Source organism: Streptomyces sp. NPDC058646 (assembly GCF_042716875.1).
Lineage (GTDB): Bacteria > Actinomycetota > Actinomycetes > Streptomycetales > Streptomycetaceae > Streptomyces.
Window position 1 is genome coordinate 51386 of the sequence record NZ_JBHXRK010000004.1, and the last position, 20069, is coordinate 71454.

Annotated in this window: 18 protein-coding genes; 7 read left to right on the forward strand and 11 right to left on the reverse strand. The window is 73.9% G+C overall.

Features of this window, described 5'->3' with window-relative positions; all coding sequences use genetic code 11:
- Positions 1–124 precede the first annotated feature (124 nt).
- The 7 genes from ACFWUZ_RS06830 to ACFWUZ_RS06860 all read right to left on the reverse strand — a co-directional run bounded on the left by ACFWUZ_RS06830 (position 125) and on the right by ACFWUZ_RS06860 (position 7061).
- Positions 125–832 (reverse strand): DsbA family oxidoreductase, encoded by a 708-nt coding sequence (locus ACFWUZ_RS06830; RefSeq protein ID WP_384368238.1) that lies wholly within the window; start codon positions 830–832, stop codon positions 125–127.
- Positions 833–899: 67 nt separating this feature from the next.
- Positions 900–1421, reverse strand: coding sequence for a GNAT family N-acetyltransferase (locus tag ACFWUZ_RS06835; protein ID WP_384368241.1), 522 nt, complete (start codon positions 1419–1421; stop codon positions 900–902).
- Between the two features lie 56 nt (positions 1422–1477).
- Entirely contained in the window at positions 1478–2926 is a 1449-nt protein-coding gene (locus tag ACFWUZ_RS06840; RefSeq protein ID WP_384368244.1) for a peptidoglycan D,D-transpeptidase FtsI family protein, read from the reverse strand.
- A gap of 62 nt (positions 2927–2988) precedes the next feature.
- Positions 2989–3609: a response regulator gene (locus tag ACFWUZ_RS06845; RefSeq protein WP_384368841.1), complete on the reverse strand. Its 621-nt coding sequence runs from the start codon at positions 3607–3609 to the stop codon at positions 2989–2991.
- Between the two features lie 59 nt (positions 3610–3668).
- A complete protein-coding gene (locus ACFWUZ_RS06850) occupies positions 3669–5072 on the reverse strand; it encodes a sensor histidine kinase (RefSeq protein ID WP_384368247.1) in 1404 nt (467 codons plus the stop codon).
- A 10-nt stretch (positions 5073–5082) separates the two neighbouring features.
- The gene (locus ACFWUZ_RS06855; RefSeq protein ID WP_384368250.1) at positions 5083–6156 is read right to left on the reverse strand and encodes a hypothetical protein; all 1074 of its coding nucleotides are present in this window, start codon (positions 6154–6156) and stop codon (positions 5083–5085) included.
- 122 nt (positions 6157–6278) lie between these two features.
- Positions 6279–7061 carry an IclR family transcriptional regulator gene (locus tag ACFWUZ_RS06860; protein WP_384368253.1) on the reverse strand — a complete coding sequence of 261 codons (783 nt, stop codon included), beginning with the start codon at positions 7059–7061 and terminating at the stop codon, positions 6279–6281.
- A 126-nt stretch (positions 7062–7187) separates the two neighbouring features.
- Between ACFWUZ_RS06860 and ACFWUZ_RS06865 the strand changes: the two genes are divergently transcribed.
- The 4 genes from ACFWUZ_RS06865 (at position 7188) to ACFWUZ_RS06880 (ending at position 10690) form a co-directional block, all read left to right on the forward strand.
- Entirely contained in the window at positions 7188–8711 is a 1524-nt protein-coding gene (locus tag ACFWUZ_RS06865) for an aldehyde dehydrogenase (NADP(+)) (protein WP_384368256.1), read from the forward strand.
- Between the two features lie 164 nt (positions 8712–8875).
- A complete protein-coding gene (locus tag ACFWUZ_RS06870) occupies positions 8876–9097 on the forward strand; it encodes a hypothetical protein (protein WP_384368259.1) in 222 nt (73 codons plus the stop codon).
- 67 nt (positions 9098–9164) lie between these two features.
- Positions 9165–10412 carry a TerD family protein gene (locus tag ACFWUZ_RS06875; protein ID WP_384368262.1) on the forward strand — a complete coding sequence of 416 codons (1248 nt, stop codon included), beginning with the start codon at positions 9165–9167 and terminating at the stop codon, positions 10410–10412.
- Positions 10413–10513: 101 nt separating this feature from the next.
- Positions 10514–10690 (forward strand): hypothetical protein, encoded by a 177-nt coding sequence (locus ACFWUZ_RS06880; protein ID WP_384368265.1) that lies wholly within the window; start codon positions 10514–10516, stop codon positions 10688–10690.
- A gap of 60 nt (positions 10691–10750) precedes the next feature.
- On the opposite strand, the gene ACFWUZ_RS06885 is transcribed toward ACFWUZ_RS06880, so the two are convergent.
- On the reverse strand, positions 10751–12190 hold the full coding sequence (locus ACFWUZ_RS06885; protein ID WP_384368268.1) for an alkaline phosphatase PhoX: 1440 nt from the start codon (positions 12188–12190) through the stop codon (positions 10751–10753).
- 597 nt (positions 12191–12787) lie between these two features.
- Positions 12788–14287: a hypothetical protein gene (locus ACFWUZ_RS06890; RefSeq protein WP_384368271.1), complete on the reverse strand. Its 1500-nt coding sequence runs from the start codon at positions 14285–14287 to the stop codon at positions 12788–12790.
- A 479-nt stretch (positions 14288–14766) separates the two neighbouring features.
- Here ACFWUZ_RS06890 and ACFWUZ_RS06895 point away from each other — a divergent pair, with 479 nt between their 5' ends.
- The 3 genes from ACFWUZ_RS06895 (at position 14767) to ACFWUZ_RS06905 (ending at position 17524) form a co-directional block, all read left to right on the forward strand.
- A complete protein-coding gene (locus ACFWUZ_RS06895) occupies positions 14767–16608 on the forward strand; it encodes an endonuclease/exonuclease/phosphatase family protein (RefSeq protein ID WP_384368273.1) in 1842 nt (613 codons plus the stop codon).
- A 61-nt stretch (positions 16609–16669) separates the two neighbouring features.
- Positions 16670–17125, forward strand: coding sequence for a GNAT family N-acetyltransferase (locus ACFWUZ_RS06900; protein ID WP_384368276.1), 456 nt, complete (start codon positions 16670–16672; stop codon positions 17123–17125).
- A gap of 144 nt (positions 17126–17269) precedes the next feature.
- Positions 17270–17524 (forward strand): hypothetical protein, encoded by a 255-nt coding sequence (locus ACFWUZ_RS06905; RefSeq protein ID WP_384368279.1) that lies wholly within the window; start codon positions 17270–17272, stop codon positions 17522–17524.
- A 109-nt stretch (positions 17525–17633) separates the two neighbouring features.
- Here ACFWUZ_RS06905 and dapD read toward each other — a convergent pair whose 3' ends face one another.
- Together dapD and ACFWUZ_RS06915 are read right to left on the reverse strand one after the other, a co-directional pair.
- Entirely contained in the window at positions 17634–18614 is a 981-nt protein-coding gene (gene dapD, locus ACFWUZ_RS06910) for a 2,3,4,5-tetrahydropyridine-2,6-dicarboxylate N-succinyltransferase (protein ID WP_384368282.1), read from the reverse strand.
- Positions 18615–18657: 43 nt separating this feature from the next.
- Positions 18658–20058 (reverse strand): MFS transporter, encoded by a 1401-nt coding sequence (locus tag ACFWUZ_RS06915; RefSeq protein WP_384368285.1) that lies wholly within the window; start codon positions 20056–20058, stop codon positions 18658–18660.
- Between the last annotated feature and the right edge of the window lie 11 nt (positions 20059–20069).

The window sequence follows — 20069 nt, forward strand, 5'->3', positions numbered from 1 at the left end:
GCCGTCCACTCTGCGCCAGGACGGACCCAAAGTCCATGGCCGAGTTTCTCGTGACCCACCCAAGACATCCTTATGAATGGGGGGTCCGGGGCCGCGAACGGCCCGGGAGCGCCCGGGTGCGGAGTCAGGCCTGGGGGACGGCGCACGCCCCGTCGGGCTCGCAGGCCCCGGCCCCGGCCGCCGGCTGCGCGAGTCCGCGTCCGGCCCACGCCTGCGCCAGGGCCCGGGTGAACACCTCGGCGGGCTGCCCGCCCGAGATCCCGTAGCGGCGGTCGAGGACGAAGAACGGGACGGCGCCGGCGCCCAGCTCGGCGGCCTCGCGCTCGTCGGCCCGGACCTCGGCGGCGTACGCGGACCCGTCGGCGAGCACCGCGCGGGCCTCGGCCTCGTCCAGCCCGGCCTCCACGGCGAGCACGATCAGCACCTCGGGGTCGTAGACGGAGCGCTCTTCGCCGAAGTTGGCCCGGTAGACGAGGTCGAGCAGCTCCTCCTGGCGGCCGCGCGCGGCGGCCAGGTGCAGCAGGCGGTGGATGTCGAAGGTGTTCCCGTGGTCGCGCCCGTCGGTGCGGTAGACCAGCCCCTCGGCGCGGGCGCTGCGGGCCACGTGTTCCTCCATGTCGCGCGCCTCCTCCAGGGTGCGGCCGTACTTCTTGGCGAGCATTTCCACGACGGGCACCGGGGAGGTCCTGGCGCCGTTCGGGTCGAGCTCGAAGGACCGGAAGACGACCTCGACCTCGTCGCGGTGCGCGAACTCGGCCAGCCCCTTGGTGAAACGAGCCTTGCCGATGTAGCACCACGGGCAGGCGATGTCGCTCCAGATCTCGACGCGCATGATCCTTCTTCTCTCCGGGTCCGGGGGAAACGAAACAGTTTCTGCTTCAACTACCCTGCGGCGCATCTCATTCCCCGGACGCCTCCCCCTCCGCGTCCGCGTCCGCCTCCGCCACCGTGAGCCAGAGGACGCGGTGGGAGCCGGACCCGGGGGCGTCGGGGTCGGGCCGCCAGCCGTGGGCGGCGTAGAAGGCCTGGGCGCGGAGATTCTTCTCGTAGACCTCCAGACGGACCCGGCGGATCCCGGCGCGGCGCCAGGCGTCGAGGCAGGCCGCGTGCAGGGCGGCGCCGGTGCCGCGGCGCCAGTGGTCCGGGTCGACGTGGAGCTGGGTCAGCGTGGTCTCGCCGTCCTTCGTGCGGAAGGCGGCGACCCCGGTGAGGGTGCCGTCCCGCTCGGCGCAGAGCACCCCGCCGTCGGAGGCGGTGCGGGCGACGGCCCGGGACCACCCCTCACGGGTCCGCCGGATCTCGGCGTCGCCCGCGTAGGCCTGCTCGGGGATGTGGCCCCGGTAGTAGGTGGCGCGGGCCCGGGTGTGCAGGGCGGCGATGGCGTCGAGGTCGGCGGTGTGCGCGGCTCTGATCATGGACATGGGAACGCGCCGGGACCCCTGGCGGTTCCCGGCGCGTCGCCCTGCGGCCCGCGCGGCTACTTCTTCAGCCACGCCGCCATCATCTTCTGGGCGATCGGGGCGGCCAGCCTGCCGCCACCGATCTCCGAGCGGTCGGTGTCCGAGTTCTCGATGACCACGGCCACGGCGATCTGCTTGCCGTTCAGCTTCGCGTACGAGGTGAACCAGGCCAGCGGCGCGAGGCTGTTCTTGACGCCGCGCTGGGCGGTGCCCGTCTTGCCGCCCACCTCGGCGCCCGCCACCTGGGCCGGCTTGCCGCCGCCGTCGCTGACGACCGTCTTCATGGCGTCCCGGATCATGGAGGCGGTGCGCTCGCTCATGACCTGCTGGGACTTGGGGTTCTTGAAGCTCTCCAGGACGTTGCCGTTGGCGTCGGTGACCTCCGAGACCATGTGCGGGGCGACGAGCTTGCCACCGTTCTCGATCGCGGCCGTCACCATCGCCATCTGGAGCGGGGTGGCCTGCACGTCGAACTGGCCGATGCCCGTCTGGGCGACCTGGTCGACCGACATCTTCTCGGACGGGTACTTGCTCGGCGGGTTGGTGCGCACCGGGGTGTCGATCTGCACGTTGAACCCGAGCTTCTCGGCCGTCGCGCGCATCTTGTCCTGGCCGAGCTTGTACGCCAGTTCGGCGAAGACGTTGTTGCAGGACAGCTTCAGGGCGGTCCGTGCGGAGACGTTGTTGCAGGCCTCGTCCCCGGCCTCGCTCGGCAGCTTGGTCGTGGTACCGGGAATCGTGTACGGGGCCGGGATGCCGGTCTGCCGGTCGATGTCGGTCACGAGGCCGTTCTCGATCGCGGCGGCGAGCGTGACCAGCTTGAAGGTGGAGCCGGGCGCCTGCGGCTTGCGCAGCGCCACGTTCTCCATGGCTTTGCCCTTGTCGGCCGAGAGTTCCTGCCAGGCCTTGTCGTCGTTGGCCCCGGCGATGCTCCCCGGGTCGAAGGAGGGGTTGTTGACCACGCCGAGGATCTCGCCCGTCGCGGGGTCGATGGCCACGGCGGCGCCCTGCTTGCCCTGCAGCGCGTCGTACCCGGCCTTCTGCACGTCCCGGTCGATGGTGGTCAGTACGTCACCCGGATCGGCCCGCTTGTTGGTGAGCATGTCCATCACGGTCTTCAGCCGGCTGTCCGAGCCGTTGAGGACGTTCTTGTAGACGCCTTCCAGCATGCTCGTGCCGAACGCCTGGGAGCTGTAGCCCGTGATCGGCGCGTACAGCGGACCGTCGGTGTACGTCCGCTTGTACCCGAAGTCCTTGCCGCCCGTTTTCGTCGAACCGGTGACCGCCTCCCCGCCCACGATGATGTTGCCCAGCGGGTTCTCGTACTGCCCGATGAGATTCCGCCGGTTGTGCTTGTCGTCTGCGAGGGCCTGGCCTTGGTATGCCTGCACCCAGGTGACACGGACCAGCAGGGCCAGCACCAGAAGCAGACAGAAGACCGACGCACGCCTGATCGTCTTGTTCATCCCCCGGAAGGACGCTTCAGCGGCCCCGGCCGTTCCGCTCTGCCCCGTTTGTGGCGGGGTTCTCAGCCTTTCTTCATCATGAAGCCCCCCTCGTACGCGGCGATGACCGCCTGGGTACGGTCCCGGGCGCCGGTCTTGGCGAGCACCGACGCGACGTGCGTCTTGACCGTCTGCGCGCCCACCCCGAGGGTCCCGCCCACCTCCTGGTTGGACAGACCGGCGGCCATCAGGCGCAGCACCTGCGCCTCGCGGTCCGTGAGCCGGGCCACCCACGGCGCGGCGGCGGACCGGCCGCCCGGCGCCCGGGCCGACGCCAGGCCGCGGACGGCGGCCGGGAAGAGCAGCGAGTCGCCCCGGGCGACGAGCCGGACCGCACCGGTCAGCTCGTCGGGGTCGGCCCGCTTCAGGAGGAAGCCCGAGGCTCCGGCCCGCAGTGCGTCGTAGACGTAGTCGTCGTTCTCGAAGGTGGTGACGACGACGATGCGGGGCGGGTCGGCCATGGTGGCGAGGATCTGCTCGGTGGCCCGTATGCCGTCGATCTCCGGCATACGGACGTCCATCAGCACCACGTCGGGGGCCAGCGACCGGACCAGCGGCACGGCCGCGGCCCCGGTGGCCGCCTCGCCCACGACCTCCAGGTCGGGTTCGGCCTCGAGGATGACGCGCAGGGCGGTACGGACCATCCGCTCGTCGTCGCAGAGCACGATGCGCAGCGGCGGCCGGGGCTCCGGAGCCGCCGGGGTCACCGGTCGCCCCCGGCGAGCGGAAGGACGGCCCGCAGCCGCCAGCCGCCCCCGTACGGGCCCGCTTCGACGCTGCCGCCGAGCAGCGCGGCCCGCTCCGCCGCCCCGCGCAGCCCGCGGCCCCCGGTGGTGCGGGCCTCCCGGCTCCCGGGCCGGGCCTGGGGATTGGTCATGACGACCTCCAGTTCACGGTCTCTACGGTCTTCCCGGCCGTCACGGTCCTGACGTCCGTCACGATCTCCACCGGCGTCACGCCCGCCGGCGTCATGGTGCCCTGCGGCCTTACCTCCCCGTACGGAGATCCTCAGTTCCACGGGTGCCGTGCCGTGCCGCAGGGCGTTGGTGAGGCCCTCCTGGACGATCCGGTACGCCTCGCGGGAGGTGATCGCCGGGAGCCAGGACCAGTCCCCGGCGGGTCCGGGGTCCTGCCGGGCGGTGACGGTGGTGCCCGTCGCCCGGGTACGGGCCAGCAGCCCGTGGAGGTCGGCGGCCAGCGTCGGCGCCGGCGCGGTGTCCGGCCGGGCCGGATCCCCGTCCCGCAGCAGGCCCAGTACGGCGTCCAGCTCGCCCACCGTCCGCCGCGTGGTGTCCTCGATCGCGGCCAGCGCCTCCCGGACGAACGCGGGGTCCCGGTCCAGCACCCGCCGGGCGGCGACCGCCTGGAGGGTGACGGCGCTCAGGGCGTGCCCCACCGAGTCGTGCAGCTCCCTGGCCAGCCGGTTGCGCACCGCCAGGTCGGCGGCCCGTTCCTCGGCCGCGGCCAGCCGGTCTGCCGCGGCCGGGCCCAGCAGTACGGGCGCCAGCCGGGCCAGCAGCGCCCCGGCCGCGGCCGCGGCGCCCGCGAGCCCGGCCAGCAGGGCGAGTCCGAGCAGGGGCGCGGCGTACGGATCGGTCCCCCCGCCCAGCCACCCCGCCTCCAGCATGATCTCCCGCCACCCGCCGACGAAGGGCAGCCCGATCAGCGCCACGGCCATCGGCGGCACCGCGAGCGTCATCCCGCTGACCACCGCACCGACCCCCAGGTGCAGGGTCCACCAGGCCGAGGTCCGCCCCCGCGCCGCCCAGGACCGGGCGGGGCCCTCCGCGAGCCCTTCCCCCGGCACGTCGCACAGGGCCCGCACCGCAGTCACCGACAAGGGCCTGACCGGTCCGAAGACGGCGGTGACCGCGGCCAGTGGCAGGGCCGCCGCGTAGGCGGCGAGCGACATCGGCAGGGAGGTGAACGCGTTGCCCCCGCCGGCCGCCATGCCGACCCCCACCTGGGCGAGCAGGAAGTACGGCATCAGCAGGGCCCCGCCGAGTATCTGGTGCGCCCACCGCAGCCGGGCCCGCGGCCCGAGCACCCGTCCCGCCCACGGACGCGGGCCCCCGGCCCGGCCCTTCGCCCCCCACCAGCCGCTCACACGTCCCGCCTCACGCCGGACGGCGGGATATCAGGAAGCGGGTCAGGACGGCGGCGGAGAGCAATCCCGTGATCATCTGGCCAGCGTAGGGCAGGTACATGACCAACGTGTCCTGTTCGGCCGGCCCGAAGTCCTGGCCGGCGGAGGCGATCAGCATCCACAGGCCCCAGCACGCCGCCGCGGCCGAGCTGGTCCAGGCGACGGCCGGCGGCCACCAGGCTCCTCTCCTCCCCCCACGGGCCAGCAGCACCGCCACCACCCCGGCGACCACGGTGCACAGGCCGTGCACCGCGGAACCCACGCTCGCCTCGGCGGACCACGAAGCCGCCCGCTCCCCGCCCAGGCCGGCCGTGCCCCCGAAGGCCCAGTAGAAGTGCGCCCCGCCCACGGCCGCGCCCACCGCCGCGGCGGCTGCCGCCATCACCCCCGTGGACGACGGCAGCCGCGCCCCCGGCACGCCCTGCCACAGCCGGCCCCAGCGCTCCCGGGCGTAGGGCACGAACAGACCTGCCAGGGCAAGACCTTGGACGGTGAACCCGGCATAGACGACGTCGGGGACCCAGGGGTCCAGGAAGGCCTCCTGCCCGCTCCCCCCGCCCGTCGCGGCACCGAAGCCCAGCGCACGCGTGAGCAGCTGGCCGCAGAACCCGAAGAGGATCGGGGTCAGCAGCCCCGTGGCCACGAAGGCGGGGACCGTCAGCAGCCAGGCCGGCACCCGTATGCCCCAGGGCCGGGTGAGCACCAGCACGAGCAGGATCACGGACGCGTCCATGGCCAGGGTGACGGCATTGGCGGTCACGAGGACCGGACCGGGATCGCGCAGGACACTGCCGGCCGGTATCCCCACATGGCTCCCGGCCACCCAGGCGGTCTTGAGCAGCAGGTAGGGCACGGTCGCGGCCACGGCCAGCGCCCCCAGGACCAGCCGCGCCCGCCCGGTCCCAGGCGAGGCCGCCCGGGACGCAGCCGGCCCGGGCTCGGACGCGCGGAAGTCAGGCGGCCCGGGCTCGGACGGCCAGGACCCGGGCGGCCCGGGCTCCGCGCGTCCGAGCCCGTACGTCGGGTGAACCTCTCGTGTGGTCATGGATCAACGATCCCGCGTCCGCCGCCCCGCCACCTCCCCCTCCAAGGGGATCCGCCTCCCCCGCCCGGGGGAGGAACACCTCCGTCCACCGGGGCACACACGACGGTCCGCTCCCGCCCGCCTCACATGCGCCGCGTCACCACCGACAGCCGGTCCCGCGCCTCGAACAGAGCGGCCTTGATGACCTGTTCGTGCCCCGGCGTCAGCCGGGCGACGGGCACCGAGCAGCTCACCGCGTCCCGCGCCGGCGTCCGGTACGGCACCGCCACCCCGAAGCAGCGCAGCCCCAGGGTGTTCTCCTCCCGGTCCAGCGCGTACCCCTGCTCCCGCACCAGCGCCAGCTCCTCGATGAGCTGCTCCCGGTCCGTGACGGTGTGCTCGGTGACCGCCTCCAGCCGCCGCGGCAGCAGCCGCCGCACCTCCTCGTCCGTGTGCGTGGCGAGCAGCGCCTTGCCGAGCGCGGTCGAGTGCACGGGGAGCCTCCGGCCGACCCGGGTGAAGGGCCGCAGGTAGTGCTGGGACTGCCGGGTGGCGAGGTAGACCACACTGGTCCCGTCCATCCTGGCCAGGTGGATGGTCTCGGTCGTGTCGTCGGAGAGCCGGTCCAGGGTGGGCCGGGCCGCGGCGACCACCTCGTCGCCGTCGATGTACGAACTCCCCACCAGCAGGGCCCGTACGCCGATGCCGTACCGCGTGCCCGTGGCGTCCGTCTCCACCCATCCCAGGCCCACCAGCGTCCGCAGCAGCATGTACAGGCTGGACTTGGGCAGGGAGAGGTCGCTCTGGATGTCGGCCAGGCTGTGCAGTCCCGGGTGCGCCGCGAAGTGCTCCAGCAACAGGACCGTGCGCACCGCCGATTTGACCGGCGCTGCCGCGATCGGGCCCGCCGGCTCGGTCGTCGTCATACCCCTGCTCTCCTCTGCTCGCCTCTTGTCACGCGCGGGACGCGGAAATAGAGTCCGCAGCAGATGTGATCATTCATCCACCGGAACAGCGTTCAGAATACTGAACGATCCAGGAGGCGACGGGCCATGACGGCGACACCAGTCTGGAGTGTGGACCCCCGCACCGGGAAGCAGCGCGAGCAGGTTGCGGCGGAGGCCACACCCCAGGAGGTGGACGGAGCCGTCCGCGCGGCCCACGCCGCCCGGACCGCACTGGCCGCCGCCCCCGCCCGCGCGGCCTTCCTGCGGGCCGCCGCCGCGCTGCTCGACGAGGCCGCCGCCCACGTCGTCGAGGCCGCCGACGCGGAGACCGCACTCGGTCCGGGCCGGCTCACCGGCGAGCTAGCCCGTACCACCGGCCAGCTGCGCAGCTTCGCCGACGCCGTGGAGGAGGGGTCCTACCTCGACGTCCGGATCGACCGCGCCGACCCCTCCCTCAGCCCGCCGCGCCCGGACCTGCGCCGCTACAAGGTGCCGCTGGGCGTGGTCGCGGTGTACGCCGCCTCGAACTTCCCGCTCGCCTTCTCCGTCCCCGGCGGGGACACCGCCAGCGCGCTGGCCGCGGGCTGCCCGGTGGTCGTCAAGGTGCACCCGGACCACCCGGCCACCTCGGAGCTGTGCGCCTCCCTGCTGCGCCGCGCGGCCATCGCCACGGGGCTCCCGGCCGAGGTGGTCGCCGTGGTCCACGGTTTCGACGCCGGCCTGGAGCTGGTCCGTCACCCGCTGGTGGCCGCCGCCGGGTTCACCGGCTCCGTCCGGGGCGGGCGGGCCCTGTTCGACGCGGCCGCCGCGCGGCCCGTCCCCATCCCTTTCCACGGCGAGCTGGGCTCGCTCAACCCCGTCGTGGTCACCCCCGCCGCGGCCGCCGAACGCGCCGAGGAGATCGGCGCCGGGCTCGCGGGCGCGGTCACCCTCGGCGTCGGCCAGTTCTGCGTCAAGCCGGGCCTGGTCCTGGTCCCCGAGGGCACGGACGGCGACCGGCTCGCGGACGCCCTCACCAAGGCCCTCGGGGAGACCGGGCCCGGGGTGCTCCTCGACCACCGGATGCGGGAGGGCTTCGTCTCCGGCGTGCGCGAGCGGGCCGCCCTGCCCGGCGTCACCGCACCCGTCACCCCGGGATGCGGCGGGGAGCACACGGTGCGCGCCGGCTACCTGACCGTGGCGGCCCGCAGCCTCCTCGGCGGCGGGGCGCACGGCCTGCTGCTGGAGGAGTGCTTCGGCCCCGTCACCGTCGTCGTGCGGTACGCGGACCAGGGCGAGGCCGCCGCGGTCCTCGGCCTGCTGCAGGGGAACCTGAGCGCCACCCTCCAGCTGTCCGCCGCCGAGACCGGGGGCGCGCCGGGCCCGGCCGCCGAGCTGATCGGCCAGGTCACGGGGCTGGCCGGGCGGATCGTGGTCAACGGCTGGCCGACCGGGGTCGCCGTGGCCCCGGCCCAGCACCACGGCGGGCCGTACCCGGCGGCCACCTCGCACTCCACCTCGGTCGGCGGCACGGCGATCGAGCGCTGGCTGCGCCCGGTGGCCTACCAGTCGGTGCCGGACGCGCTCCTTCCGGCGGAGCTGCGCGAGGCCAACCCGCTGGGGCTGCCGCGCCGGGTCACCGGGGGCTGAACCGGCGCGCCCGCGGGGCCCGGCCCGCGCGGCCCGCCCCGCGGGGACCCGCCGGCGCCCGCGCCAGGAGCAGCCCCAGGCCCCGGGCCGGGCCCGCCCCGCCGCCGCCCGGCCGCCGGTAAACCCGTTGCCCGTCCCGCCCCCGGCGGGGCAGGCTGCGGGCCATGCCGAAGCCCCACGGATTCTCGTACGAGATGCGCGCCGACCGTTCCGTCGTCCTCACCCACCAGGGCCGCGCCGCGGGCACCCTGCGCGGGGGCCGGGCCGAGAAGTTCCTCGCCGAGGTGGAGTCCGGGGACGCACAGCTCGTCATGGCCCGCTGGACGGGCGCGTACAAGTTCGGCAACGAGCGGGCGGCGAGGAACCACCCGCGCAACCGGCGCTGAGTCCGGCGCCCGGAAATCCGCGGCAAGAGCAAGGGAACGGCAAAGCACCTCCGGTCGTTCTCCCGGCATGACCGCTATGACCCCTGGTTCCAATCTGCCGCTCAATGCCGTCCGGGTGACGGTGGACGTGGCTGCTCCGGTGCGGCTCGACGTATCGGGACTCCTCCTCACGGCGGACGGCAAAGTGCGCTCCGATGCCGACTTCATCTTCTACAACCAGCCGTCCGGGCCCGGTGTCAGCTACCGGTCGGGCGGCGGTTCCGCGCCGGACTCGATCACCGTGGACACCGGTGCGGTACCGCCCGGCATCGAGCGGATCGTGGTCACCGCCAGCCCCGACGCGGCAGGGCAGACCTTCCAGGGCATCGAGCCCACCGCCACCGTGCGCAATGCGGACGGCGGCGCGGTGATCGCCACCTTCACCCCTCCGCAGCTGGGCGGCGAGACCGCGCTCGTCGTGGTCGAGGTGTACCAGCGCGGCGGCGTGTGGAAGGTGCGTGCCGTCGGCCAGGGGTACGCGGACGGCCTGGCGGGCATCGCCACCGACTTCGGGGTCTCGGTGGAGGAGGAGCCGGCCGCCGCGCCCGCGCCCGTCGCCCCGCCCATGCCCCCGGCGCCGCCCTCCCCGCCCGTCACCCGGCCGGCCTCCCCCTGGCTCGGCGGCTCCACGACGCCCACCCCCGCCGCGCCGGTCCCCGCGGCACCCGCCCCCGCCGCTGCCGCCCCCGCCGGCGCGGGGAAGATCAACCTCGACAAGGGGCGGGTGAACCTCCAGAAGAACCAGACCGTCTCCCTGGTCAAGGGCGGACGCCCGCTGCTCTCCCAGGTCAAGATGGGCCTCGGCTGGGAGCCCGCCTTCCGCGGCAAGGACATCGACCTCGACGCCTCCGTCATCGCGTACGGCCCGCAGCGCAACCACCTCGACAGCTGCTACTTCGGCAAGCTGTCCATCCTGAACGGCTCCATCAAGCACTCCGGGGACAACCTCACCGGCGAGGGCGCGGGGGACGACGAGGTGATCGTCGTGGACCTCGGCCGGCTGCCCGCCGACGCCACCGGCCTGGTGTTCACGGTCAACTCCTTCTCCGGCCAGAAGTTCACCGAGGTGGCCAAGGCCTACTGTCGCCTGATCGATGCGGCGAGCGGCGAGGAGCTGGTGCGCTTCGACCTCACGGGCGCCGAGCCGCAGACCGGCGTGATGATGGCGAAGCTCATCAAGCAGTTCACCGGCGAGTGGGAGATGACTGCCATGGGCGAGTTTGTGAAGTCCCGCACAGTGCGCGGCATGGTCAAGCCCGCTTCGCAGGCACTCTGAGCAGGTGGGCGGGCACGTGGGGCCACAGCGGGCCGTAACGGGTGATGGAGACCACCCGTAATCCGCAAGTGGCTGTCAGTGCCCGCCCGTAGCCTGGATGCATGCATCAGACACTCCCTCCCGCGGGTCCCGCCCGTCCGTCCGCCGCAGAGGCGAACGAGGCGATCCGGCTCCTCGTCGAAACCCGGGTGGACGACGAGTGGCCCTCCGAGGCGTACGAGTTCCTGCTGGAGGAGTGGGCCGCCGCGAGCCGCCCGGAGGTTCCCGCGGCCCAGTGACGCCCGTGGTCACCGGGCCGGCGGAAACCGGGGGAACCCGGCGTCAGGAGTCCGGCGGGATCAGCGGTCGCGCCGCCACGGACCCGTGATGGCCAGCATGATCCCCGGGTTCTGGAGGTTGGCGTACAGGGTCCGCCCGTCCGGGGAGAAGCAGACGCCGGCGAACTCGGAGTACTCGGGCTCCTCGGCCGATCCGATGTTCAGCTCGTTGCGCGCCAGCGGATAGGTGCGGCCGGACCCGGTCGCGCCGAAGAGGTGCTGGAGGCCCGAGCCGTCCTCCGCGATGACGAGGCCGCCGTAGGGCGACACGGTGATGTTGTCGGGGCCGTCGTAGCCGCCGCCGGCCGTCGGGTCCGCGTTCACCCCGATGAGTACGGTGAGCCGGATGGTGCGCCGCTTGGGGTCGTAGAACCACACCTGGCCGTCGTGCGCCCCGCCCGGGCTCTCGTCACGGGCGTAGGAGGAGACGAAGTACGCGCCGCCGTCGCCCCACCACATGCCCTCCAGCTTGCGGCCCCGCGTCACCGCACCGTCCGCGAACTGCTTGCGCACCGGTACGGTCCGCGCGTCGCGGTCCGGCACGTCCACCCAGTCCACGCCGTAGACGGTGCCGGTCCTGGTCGCGCGCGACAGGTCGTCGACGAGCCGGCCCGAGCTGTCGAAGCACTTCGCGGCCTGCAGCGCGCCCGCGTCCGCCGCGAGGGTGCGCAGGCGGCCGCGTCCGTGGCGGAAGCCGCTCGGCGGGGTCCAGCGGTAGAGCAGCCCGTTGGGGCCGGAGGCGTCCTCGGTCAGGTACGCGTGGCCCTGGCGCGGGTCGATGACGACGGCCTCGTGGTCGTAGCGGCCGAAGGCCTTGACCGGGCGCGGGGAGCGGTTGGCGCGGCGGTCGTGCGGGTCGACCTCGAAGACGTAGCCGTGGTCCTTGGTCATGCCGTTCTGTCCCGCGAGGTCGGAGTTCTCCTCACAGGTCAGCCAGGTGCCCCAGGGGGTGGAGCCGCCCGCGCAGTTGGTCGACGTACCGGCGATGCCCACCCACTCGGCGACCTCGCCGCCGCGCCGGACCTCGACGACCGTGCAGCCGCCGGCCGCGGCCGGGTCGTAGACGAGGCCCTCGGCGAGCGGGACCGGGTGGGCCCAGTTCTCCCGTCTGCCCTTGAGCTCGTGGTTGTTGACGAGGAGGGTCACCCCGCGGTGGCCTTCGAAGGCGGCGGTGCCGTCGTGGTTCGACGGGGTGCTCTCGCCGGACTCCAGCTTCGTCACGCCGCTCCGGGTGATGACGCGGTAGGTGAAGCCCGCGGGGAGCGCGAGGAGTCCGGCCGGGTCGGGGACGAGGGGGCCGTAGCCGGGCTCGCAGGGCCGGCCGTGCTCGTCGCGCCGCGCGCCCTCCTCGGCCGCCAGTGCCCCCGGGGCGGTGGCGAGGGCCGCGACCGTCCCGGTGAGCGCGACGCCCGCACCGGCCAGGGCGGTGCGGGCGGTGAAGTCTCTGCGGCTGAGCAGCATCGGGTCTCCTGGGTGGGGAGGTGGTGCGCCTGTCGTGCGGTCGTCGGCGGACACGCTCCCGCCCGCACGTGAACGGCGGCTGAACTACCCACGAAGAACGGCCGAGCCCTTGCCGGAGCCCGGAATGGCCAAGTCCGCCCCCGGAACGGCGCGTTGTCGCCGCCCGGAGCCGCCGCGCAGCTGCCGTCACCCGGGTCGGCCACCCCCAGCCGGACCGGCGTCCCGACGCCCGGCACCGACGCCCTGCCGCCGAGGCGCGGGGGCAGCTCCGGGAACCACCGCGCGCCGTGTCAGCGCCCGGGCCGGGCGCCCGGAGCCGGCGCGGGACCCTCACGCCCCGCATCGACGCCCGCAGACGCCGCGCGGTGTCAGCGGCCGGCGGGCCCCCGGAGCCGGCGCGCGGTACCGGCGCCCTGGTCGACGCCCGCGGCCGAGAGGCGGCACCGAGCACCGGGCATCGGCGCGTGGGGCAGCAGCCGGTTCAGGCGCGCGGAGGCAGTGGACGGAGTCGGCGCCCGGTGTCCGGCGGGCCGTGCCGACGGCCGGGCAGCGTCACGTGCTGACGGATCGGGCAGGGCCCCGGGGCTCGGGGGGCCGTCAGGCGGGGGATCCCGGCCACGGCTGGCGGGAGCGGGCCTTGAAGGCGGCCTTGCGGGCCTCCTTCGCCGACTTCTTGTCCGGGTGCAGGCGGCCCATCGACTCCAGGACGTACGCCGTCGCGGGGTGTTCCACCCGCCACACCTCCTCGAAGAAGCCTGCGTGGTGGGCCGTCAGGCCCTCCATCAGGAGCGGCAGTTCCTCGGTCTCCCCGTCCGCCGCGAGCTGCGCCGCGATCGTGTCGACCGTCAGCCAGAACACCATCGCCGGGTCCGGCGCCGGTACGTCGGTCACCCCGCGCTCGGAGAGCCAGACCCGCGCCAGTCCGCCCAGCTCCGCGTCGTCCAGCACCGCGCGGACCGCGGGCTCGGCCTGCGGACCCGCCGGGGCGAGGGCCTGCTGGCAGCGCAGCCGGCGCAGCGGGGCGCCCTCGTCGTCACCGCGGGCCGCCGCCAGCAGTTCGGCTGCGGCCTCGGGCAGTTCGCGGCCCGCCAGCCACTGCTCGATCTCGGCCTGCGCGGCGCTCCCGGAGTACGAGGCCACCGCGTCGAGCAGGGCGTCCGCGCCCTTGTCGGCGAGTTCGCCGACAGCGGGGGCCACCACGCCCGCCTCCAGCATCCGGGCGCGGACCCCGTACAGGCCCAGCGGGGTCAGGCGCACCATCCCGTAACGGGAGACGTCCTCGTCCTCGATCCCGCCGCCCCCGGCCGCACCCGCGCCCGGCTCGTCGGCCTCCGCCATCAGTTCCTCGTCGACGGGCCGGAACTCGACCAGCCCGATCGGCTCCAGCTGCCGGAACTGGTCGTCCAGGCGCATCATCGCGTCCGAGACCTGCTCCAGCACCGCGTCGGTCGGCTCGCCCATGCCCTCGGGCACGACCATCGACGCAGCGAGCACGGGCAGCGGCACCGGGGCCCCGGCCGCCCCGCCCTCGGTGACCGTCAGCAGGTAGAGGTTGGCGAGGACGCCGTCGAGGAAGTCCGCCTCGCGGCGCGGGTTCCAGTCCAGCTGGTCGAAGTCGATCTCGCCGCCCCGGTCCAGCGCGTCGACGAGGTCGTCCAGGTCGGGCACGGCGGCGTCGGCGAGCACGGTGTCCACCGCCGCCAGCCAGAGGTCGAGCACGTCGCCGGGGGTCCCGCTCGTCACCAGGGCCAGGTCCTCACCGGGCGCGGCGGTGCCGGACTGCTCCTCGGTGTCCGGCCCGGCGTCCTCCTCCGGCTCGGTCACGTCCACGAGGCCGCTGTCCACGGCCACCCGCCAGGCCTGGCTCGCGTAGGCCGTGGCGTCCGGGTCGGCGGCGTCGAGGCCGAGCGCCCGGACCGCTTCGGGAAGCTGGGCGGCGACGAGTTCGCCTCCGGTGTCCACGCGGGTGTCGGGTCCGGCCCAGCGGGCCAGCCGCACGGCGCGGGCGAACAGCGGGGCGACGAGGGCGTCGCGGGCCAGCTCCGCATCGGAGTGCAGCCGTACCGGCGGCAGCGAGGGGTGCAGCTCTGCGGACATGGGGCGGTTCTCCTCGCGGACGCGGTGGGACGGTCGGGCGGTGGTGGCCGGGAGCCGGTGGCACTGCGACGCGGCGGCGTCGTGGAGCCGGGTGCGCCCTGGAGCCGGAGCCCGGTGACGCCGCGGCGCCGCAAGGCCGGGGCACGCCGGCGCCGTGGACGCCGTGGTGACGGTCTTGCGGCGTCCAGCGTAGACGCATTTATGGCGCTTCCGCCGGGCCATCCTCTTTGGTTCATCCCACAGTCAGCATCCGTATCCCCTGGAGGCCTTGACAACTTTGCTGGACACACAGGAAATTGACGCGCGTAGACATAGGGCGGACCCCGAGGTTTCCGCAGATCACACCGATCGCGCACGCCACATGTCTGACTTGCACCACTTGGATCCTTTGCAGCACCTGAAGCACGTGAAGCACCTGCGCCACGTGCGGCACCGGCACCATCTCCGTTTCCCTCATCCACACACCGGAGTTCCTGACCATGCGCTCCTCGCATCCCCGTTCCGCCGCCGTCGCGGCCCTCGTCGCCTCTGCCCTGGCCACCGGCCTGCTCGTGGGTTCCGCCGACGCTGCCGAGGGCGCCGCGTCCGCCGATCCGGTACGCATCCACGACATCCAGGGCACCACCCGGATATCCCCGCTCAACGGCAAGCAGGTCGCCGACGTCGAGGGCATCGTCACGGGCGTGCGGACGTACGGCTCTCGCGGCTTCTGGATCCAGGACCCGGACGCCGACGACAACGAGGCCACCAGCGAGGGCGTGTTCGTCTTCACCGGCTCCGTCCCGACCGTCGCCGTCGGCGACGCCGTCAAGGTCTCCGGCACGGTCGGCGAGTACATCCCGGGCGGCGTCAGCTCCGGCAACCAGTCGGTGACCCAGATCTCCAAGCCGGCGGTCACCGTCGTCTCCTCGGGCAACGCGCTGCCCCAGGCCGCCGAGATCAACGAGTACACCGTCCCCGCCGCGTACGCCCCGGCCGGCGACCCGGCCGCCGACGGCAGCATCAACGGCCTGGCCCTGGACCCCTCGCGCTACGCGCTCGACTTCTACGAGTCGCTGGAGGGCATGAACGTCAGGATCGGCACCTCCCGCGTCGTCGGCGCCACCGACCCGTACTCCGAGCTGTGGGTCACGGTCAAGGGCTGGGAGAACGCCGCCAAGCGCGGTGGCACGGTCTACGGCTCCTACGAGTCCCAGAACACCGGCCGCCTCCAGATCCAGCAGCTCGCGCCCGTCGCACAGCAGCCCTTCCCGGTGGCCAACGTCGGCGACAAGCTGACGGGCACCACCGAAGGCCCGCTGGACTTCAACCAGTTCGGCGGCTACACCCTGGTGGCCCGTACCCTGGGCACCGTCAAGGCGGGCACCATCGCCCCCGAGAAGACCAAGCCGCAGGCCGCGAACGAGCTCGCGGTGGCCACGTACAACGTCGAGAACCTCGACCCGACCGACCCGCAGGAGAAGTTCGACGCGCTCGCGAAGGCCGTCGTCGAGAACCTCGCCTCCCCCGACATCCTCGCCCTGGAGGAGATCCAGGACGACAACGGCGCCAAGAACGACGGCACCGTCTCGGCCGGGCAGACCCTGGCGAAGTTCACGGCGGCCGTCTCCGCCGCGGGCGGCCCCGCCTACCAGTGGCGGACCGTCGACCCGGAGGACAAGAAGGACGGCGGCGAGCCCGGCGGCAACATCCGCCAGGTGTTCCTCTTCAACCCGGCGCGGGTCACCTTCACCGAGCGCGCCCCCGGCGACGCGGTGACGGCGACCGGCGTCGTCAAGGAGAACGGCAAGGCCGCCCTGACGCACTCCCCCGGCCGGATCGACCCCGCCAACCCGGCGTGGGCGGACAGCCGCAAGCCGCTGGCGGGCGAGTTCGTCTTCCGCGGCAAGAAGGTCTTCGTGATCGCCAACCACTTCGGCTCCAAGGGCGGCGACGAGGGCCTGACCTCGCACCACCAGCCGCCGGTGCGCAAGTCGGAGGAGAAGCGGCTGCTCCAGGCGCAGTCCGTGAACGGCTTCGTCAAGGAGATCCTGGCGGCGGAGAAGAACGCGAACGTCCTCGTCCTCGGTGACATCAACGACTTCGAGTTCTCCGCGACCACCGACGCGCTGGCGGACGGCGGGGCCCTGTACCCGGCGATCAAGTCGCTGCCGAAGTCGGAGCGGTACTCGTACGTCTTCCAGGGCAACGCCCAGGTGCTGGACCAGATCCTGACCAGCCCGGCGATCAAGCAGTTCACGTACGACAGCGTCCACATCAACGCGGAGTTCGCGGCCCAGAACAGCGACCACGACCCGCAGGTGCTGCGCTTCCGCCCGTAGCCCCCGGACCGCAGGGGGTCCGGCCGCCGTCCCGGCCGGGCCCTCTGCCACACTCGTGGCCATGATCTTCCGTACCGCCACGCGGGCGGACCTGCCCGCCGTGCTCGCCCTGCTGGCCGACGAGGACCGGGTCGTGGACCCGGCCTCGACGGTGGTGGCCGAGGCGCACGAGCGGGCCTTCGCCGCGATCGGGGCGGACGCCCGCAACGAACTGCTGGTCCTGACGGACGACGCGGGCACGACGGTCCTGGGCTGCCTCCAGCTGACGTACGTACCGGGTCTGGGGCAGGACGGCCAGGACCGGGCGCTGGTGGAGGCGGTACGGATCCGCGCGGACCGGCGGGGCGGCGGCCTGGGCGCGGAGCTGATGCGGCTCGCCGTCGAACGGGCCCGCGAGCGCGGCTGCGGCCTGGTCCAGCTGACCAGCAACAAGCGGCGCACGGCCGCACACCGCTTCTACGAACGGCTGGGCTTCGCGCGCAGCCACGAGGGCTTCAAGCTCCGTCTGGGGCGGTGACCCGCGGCTGCCGGGCGAGGTCGGGACCTTCGGCCCTGGCGTGAGGCTCACCACATCCGTCCGCCGTATCGCCCGGTTGTGGTGTTGAGTGTCTCCACGCCCGATCTTGCCCGGCTTGTACCGCCGCACTCCCCGGAGGACCGCGTGTTCCCCTCCATCTCGCTCGCCCAGGAAATCGGCCTCGCCGTCCTGCTGGTCGCCGTCCTCGTCTGGGTCGTCGGCCTCGGCCACATGCTGTGGGACAGCCGCTTCCACCACCCGCAGCCGGTCGCCTTCGAGGGCCTTTCGGTGATCCCCGCGCAGCGCGGCGCCGCGGCCCACCCGATGGAGTCCGTGGAGCTGACCGAGGCGGAGCAGCAGGCCTTCGCCGAGGTCATCCGGGGCCTGCCGCAGCGCTGATGCGCGCCGGGACGGCGTACGCCGACCCGTGTACGCCGAGCGCCCTCCCGCCCCGACGGGGGCGGGAGGGCGCTCGGGCAGCCGGACCTCGGCGATCAGGCCGCGGAGATCAGTTGTGGCTGTGGAGGACCTCGTTCAGGCCGCCCCAGACCGCGTTGTTCGGGCGGGCCTCGACGGCGCCGGTGACCGAGTTGCGGCGGAAGAGGATGTTGCTGGCGCCCGAGAGCTCCAGGGCCTTGACGATCTGGCCGTCCGGCAGGGTGACGCGGGTGCCCGCGGTCACGTACAGGCCGGCCTCGACGATGCACTCGTCGCCCAGCGCGATGCCGACGCCCGCCTCGGCGCCGACCAGGCAGCGCTCGCCGATCGAGATGATCTGCTTGCCGCCGCCCGACAGGGTGCCCATGGTGGAGGCGCCGCCGCCGATGTCGGAGCCGTCGCCGACCACGACGCCCGCGGAGATGCGGCCCTCGACCATGGAGGTGCCGAGGGTGCCGGCGTTGAAGTTGACGAAGCCCTCGTGCATGACGGTGGTGCCCTCGGCGAGGTGCGCGCCGAGGCGGACGCGGTCCGCGTCGGCGATGCGCACGCCCTTGGGGGCGACGTAGTCGGTCATGCGGGGGAACTTGTCGATCGAGGTGACCTGGAGGTGCAGGCCCTCGGCGCGGGCGTTGAGCCGGACCGTCTCGACCTGGTCGACGGCGACCGGGCCCAGCGAGGTCCAGGCGACATTGGTCAGCAGGCCGAAGACGCCGTCCAGGTTCTGGCCGTGCGGCTTGACCAGGCGGTGGCTGAGCAGGTGCAGGCGCAGGTACGCGTCGTGGGCGTCCAGCGGCTTGTCCTCCAGGGAGGAGATCACCGTGCGGACGGCTACGACCTCGACGCCGCGCACCGCGTCCGAGCGGATCGCCTTCGGCGCGGTGGCGCCCAGCTGCTCCACGGCCTGCTCGGCGGTGAGGCGCTCGGTGCCGGCCGGGCCGGGCTCGGCGACCAGCTCGGGGGCGGGGAACCAGGTGTCGAGGACGGTGCCGTCGGCGGTGATGGTGGCAAGTCCGGCGGCGACGGCGCCGGTGGTACGCGTAGCAGTCATGCCTGAAACCTAACCGGCGACGGGCCGCGGTCGCGAACCGGTCTCATGTGCCGGTCGCACCGCGTGTCGCACTGCCTGCCGCACCGCCCGCCACGCCCGGAGCCGGTCCGGGCGGCCCGCCCCGGACCGCACCACCCGCAGCCCCGTCCCGGGCCACTGCCTCCACCGCTCCCGCCCGCGCGATCGCCCCGTCCCGGGCCACTGCCCCCACCGCTCCCGCCCGCGCCGTCGCCCCGTCCCGCTCCGGCGCCCCCGCCCCGGCCGGCCGGATCCGGGACGCCCACAGGACCGCCCCGCCCGCCCCCGCCGCCAGCGCGGCGCACAGCGGCCACAGCAGCCCGGGCGCCGCCGAGTACAGGGCTCCGCCCAGCGGCGGGCCGAGGACGACGCCGCTGACGGAGACCCCCGCGTACAGGCTCTGGAAGCGCCCGACGGCGTGCTCGGGCGCCTGGTCGGCGACGTACGCGGTGGCGGTGGTCTTGTAGAGGATCTCCCCGAGGCTCAGCAGCACCATCATCAGGACGGCCCCCGCGAGCCCCGCCCCGAGCAGCAGCGCCGCGTACCCGGCGCCGACCAGCACCAGCCCGGTGCCGATCACCGGCAGCGCGGGCCGGTTGCGCAGGGCCACGGCGGCGGGCAGCTCCAGCAGCAGGATGACCCCTCCGTTGAGGGCGATGACGAAGCCGAAGAACCGCGCGTCCAGGCCCTGGTCGGCGAGGAAGACCGGGAAGGTCACGTACTGCTGGCGGTAGACGAGGTCAGTGACCAGGATCGCGCCGAGCAGGACCACGACGGCGGGCCGGGCGCGCAGTGCGCGCAGGACTCCGCCCCCTCCGCCGCCCAGACCCCCGTCCGGGGCGGCGGAGGGCGTGCGGGACGCGCCGCGGGCCGGGACGACCCGCGCGGTCCACAGGGCGAAGAAGAGGGTGCCGAGGCCGTCGCCGACGAAGAGCCAGTCGTACGAGGCCCCGGTCGCGACCAGGGCTCCGATGGGCGGGCCGAGGGTGAAGCCGCCGTTGGAGACGCAGCGCACGACGGCGAACGCCTGGCGGCGGGCCCCTTCGGGGACGGTCACGGCGACCAGCGCGGCGTTGGCGGCGCGCACCACGCCGGAGGTGTACTGGGCCAGCGGCAGGGCCGCGTAGAGCAGTGCGGTGGGCAGGAGCGGGACGGCCGTCAGGGCGAGCCCGCCGAGGGCGGAAGCCGTGAGGAGCACCCGGCGGTGGCCGAAGCGGTCGCCGTACCAGCCGCCGGTGAAGTTGCCCGCGACCAGACCGACGCCGCCGATGCCGGTGACGAGGCCCGCCTCGAAGGTACCGAGGCCGCGCGGGCCGGTCAGGTAGAGGAAGACGAAGACGAACGTGAAGCTGACGACGGCATTGACGAACACCCCCGCAGCCAGCAGCCACACAGTCCTCGGTACGTCCTTGAACCCCTGCAGCACACCCGTGCCCC